This window comes from Methanospirillum sp. (genome assembly GCF_035406105.1).
In the GTDB taxonomy this organism is placed as follows: Archaea; Halobacteriota; Methanomicrobia; order Methanomicrobiales; family Methanospirillaceae; genus Methanospirillum.
In genome coordinates, this window is sequence record NZ_DAONKG010000239.1 from 1 (window position 1) to 3,346 (window position 3,346).

Consider the following 3,346-nt stretch of genomic DNA (forward strand, 5'->3'; position numbering starts at 1 on the left):
TCTGATGATAATTGTATACATCCTCTTCATCTCCTGGTACGAGCGGAAATTTGGTGCCGGAGGGGAGGATGAAGAATAAGATCAAGGTCTTTCGGGCAATGCATGATCTGACTCAGGAAGATCTTGCACGGGACGTGGGAGTCACCAGACAGACTATTCTTGCAATAGAGAAAGGAAAATATGACCCCTCTCTTGAACTGGCATTCAAAATGGCCCGGAGGTTTCATGTGACCATTGAAGAGATTTTTGTTTTTGAAGATTCTTCCCTGTAAGCATGATCTGAAAATGCCTGGAGATGATAACAAAAAGCTAAGAATCTACGTCCAAGAGGAAAGTAGATATAACAGAATGTAAATATAACTATACATGCGCAGGAACTACCCTGCACAAAGAGCCCGGAGGTGATACCAAAGCTGGAATGCATACGCCCCACACCTACCCATCCGGTATGCCGTCCTCACCAGAGGATAATTACAAAACCAGAAGAGACATGACCGGTTCAGGCAGAGAGATACAAACCCCCCATCCAGCACTCCCCGCACAATTATCTGCCTGACCGGATATGGATACACCCCATAAACCTTGTTTTCAGGTCCGGGATCCCCTCCCGGATCATATTCCTATGATGAAGCGTCTTTCTCCAGCTGTGGTGATCCCAGGATATGTGAGACAGCTTCAAGCAGTTTTGATGATGAGATCGGTTTGTAAAAGAGTGCATCAGCACCGGATCGCTTTGCAAGATCTGCCATCATCTCATGACAGATGGATGTGCAGATGAGAAAAGACACCATTGGACTTGTCCCTTTCATGATCCTGAGCAGATCCATACCGTTCATATCCGGCATGATAAGATCAAGTGTTACCAGATCCGGCTCAATCTGATGAAATAAGGTTATTGCCTCAGTCCCTGACGATGCAATCCCGGTGACCTGATATCCGGCACTGCTCAGAATCTCCGCGATCTGATCCCGGTGTGCGGGTTTATCATCAACGACGAGTATTCCTGACATGTGGGCAATCCAGGCTGTAAATCACCGTTTCAGACTCTCAATATATAAATATATGCCATGCAATACCCAAAAAGAAATGAAAAACCGGGAGATCATGGCATAACGGTCAGATATGCGGCATAGATACACGTCTGGCAGATCGTTACCGGAATGCCGTATCTGCAAAAGATGGTCATGGGAACATGGACGCCATACCGCTCTGCTTGTGCAAGAATGATAACATTACTTGCTGCACCAAGAATGGTCAGATTTCCGGCGATGGTGCTTCCTGCTGAAGTGCGAGAACGATTGATGGTGATACTTCCGGGGTTAACAGAACCGGCTGAAAGAGCGCAACAAAAGGGACGTTTGAGATAAACTGGGAGAGCAGAATGCCAAAAACCAGCACAATGAGGATATCTGTCCCTCCGGTCTTTGGCAGGAATCCCTGAAAGAATCCTGTGTCATACACACTCTGCATCAGGACAAACATGGAAGCGAAGAAGATGAGGGTGCACCAGTCCAGGTTTTTCAGAACGCTGATTCGGTCTGACGAACAGAGCAGGACTGGCATGGCTGCGATGATTGCGATATATTCGATAGGAACTGCCCATCCGATCCCCATCAGCCCGTGTGCGATCTGAAGTCCGATCCCGATAAAAATAAGGATAAACGAGAGATACACAGTCCCTCTTCTGATGTCTGCGGATGTCTTCTGAATTAGACAACCATCATCTGGCCGGCCGGCCCCCTGAAAAAGCGGCCGAAGAAAGAGGCAGATGATTCCCATCGAGAGAAGTGTCGGGATACAAAGTCCGGACAGAAAGAGAAGATACGGGGACATATGCGGGACATATGAGGCAATAAGATAATTCTGGGGGTTTCCAATCGGGCTGAACACACTTCCCGTAGTAACGGCAAAGCACAGAGCGATCATGGCTCCAGGTTTGGATACTCCGAATCGTCCGGCAAGAATCAGAATCAGGGGTGCACCAATGATAGCAATCGTATCATTCATGAGAATCGCCGACAGCCCTCCCATGGTTACGACAATAAGAATCAGGAGCATGTCCCCGGATGTTGCGTACCGGCAGATTCCGGTGATACAGTCTTCAAGAAGACCACTATTCTTCACCCCTTCACCAATGATGAACATACCAAGAAGAAAGAGCATGACACCGGGGTTGATAGCATGCAGCGCATCATGAGGTGATATCTGTCCGGTGAGCAGCGTTAGTACTGCCCCGGCAAGCATCACCTGCCAGATTCGAAAAGAAAACCTGCCGACCTGACGAATGGCAATCAGGATAAAGACCAGACCCAGTATACCCAGAGCAAACTGCGTGATAGTACTCGTCCCTGATGGAATATGATATTCACGTATCTGAAATATGATGCAGCACACAAATATCTAAAAAAACCGGCGGGAATACTCTATTATGGAAGTCTCCCGGATTTTTCTCTTATTCATACTCATTCTTCTTCTCTTTGGGACTGGTGCATATGCACTGGACTCAAAAATTCCAAAGGAAGGGACGGTATTTGTTGGAGAAAATGACCTTGATATCTCGGACTGTAATGTCAGGACCGGCGATGAGATTGCGTTCTGGAGTTCCGGCTCTCCGGAGGGGACCCCTGATTCCCGTGCAAAGGTGATGGATGCCAGGCATTTTTTTGTGGATCCAGCATTCTTTTCAGGAAAGACAGGGACCTGGTATGGTCTTATCAGTAAAAAACCAGTATTCAAGGTTCAGGATCCCTGGATTCAGCTGGATGTGGAGGAGCAGGGAATTGATCATGAACCTGAATGGATAAAGAAAGGAAATCTCGTCTCTTTTAAGATATCCACCAACATGTATACACTCACCGAGCGGCCGGGTTCAGCAGGAGTCCCTGTCAGACTCAATCTGACCGGACCAAATGAGACAACGTTTACAACCCTGCAGTCACCGACTGGATCATATAACCTTGATAAAATTTTTGTCTATTATAGTCCGTTTGATACCGGTGCCGTCTGGGAGACGAAGGATGACGGGAAGTATCCAGAAGGGGAGTACACTGCATGGGCTACGATTCAGGTAAATGATATTGCCGAAAAGAACCCTGGAGATGGGGTTACCACCAGTCTGAAAACGACCTTTCTTTTGAGTAAAATCAAACCGGAAAAGGAAAAAGACGCAAATAGCACATCAGATAAAAAATCGGGATCTGGTAAAAAAGATGCAGATGCCGACAAGAATGAAATCATCACAAACACTCCCTCACCGACGCCTACCTGGACACCTGCTCAAACACCTACTGAAGAACCAGTTCCTGAGCTGACGCTTGATATCGCACCAATCGTGACCGAACCGGTC

Annotated in this window: 5 protein-coding genes; 2 read left to right on the forward strand and 3 right to left on the reverse strand. The window is 47.3% G+C overall.

All coding sequences use genetic code 11. The features are described 5' to 3' along the window. The first annotated feature begins 68 nt into the window (after positions 1 to 68). On the forward strand, positions 69 to 272 hold the full coding sequence (locus PLA23_RS11705; protein ID WP_324328751.1) for a helix-turn-helix transcriptional regulator: 204 nt from the start codon (positions 69 to 71) through the stop codon (positions 270 to 272). A gap of 105 nt (positions 273 to 377) precedes the next feature. Here the strand turns inward: PLA23_RS11705 and PLA23_RS11710 are convergent, their stop codons facing one another. The 3 genes from PLA23_RS11710 to PLA23_RS11720 form a co-directional block, all read right to left on the reverse strand. Beyond that, positions 378 to 572, reverse strand: coding sequence for a hypothetical protein (locus PLA23_RS11710; protein WP_324475295.1), 195 nt, complete (start codon positions 570 to 572; stop codon positions 378 to 380). A gap of 48 nt (positions 573 to 620) precedes the next feature. After that, on the reverse strand, positions 621 to 1,010 hold the full coding sequence (locus tag PLA23_RS11715; protein WP_324328753.1) for a response regulator: 390 nt from the start codon (positions 1,008 to 1,010) through the stop codon (positions 621 to 623). A 244-nt stretch (positions 1,011 to 1,254) separates the two neighbouring features. Then, positions 1,255 to 2,394 (reverse strand): ArsB/NhaD family transporter, encoded by a 1,140-nt coding sequence (locus PLA23_RS11720; RefSeq protein ID WP_324475296.1) that lies wholly within the window; start codon positions 2,392 to 2,394, stop codon positions 1,255 to 1,257. A 34-nt stretch (positions 2,395 to 2,428) separates the two neighbouring features. On the opposite strand from PLA23_RS11720, the gene PLA23_RS11725 reads away from it, so the two are divergent. Next, positions 2,429 to 3,346 (forward strand): DUF3821 domain-containing protein (locus PLA23_RS11725; RefSeq protein ID WP_324475297.1); only part of this gene is annotated, 918 nt, incomplete at its 3' end.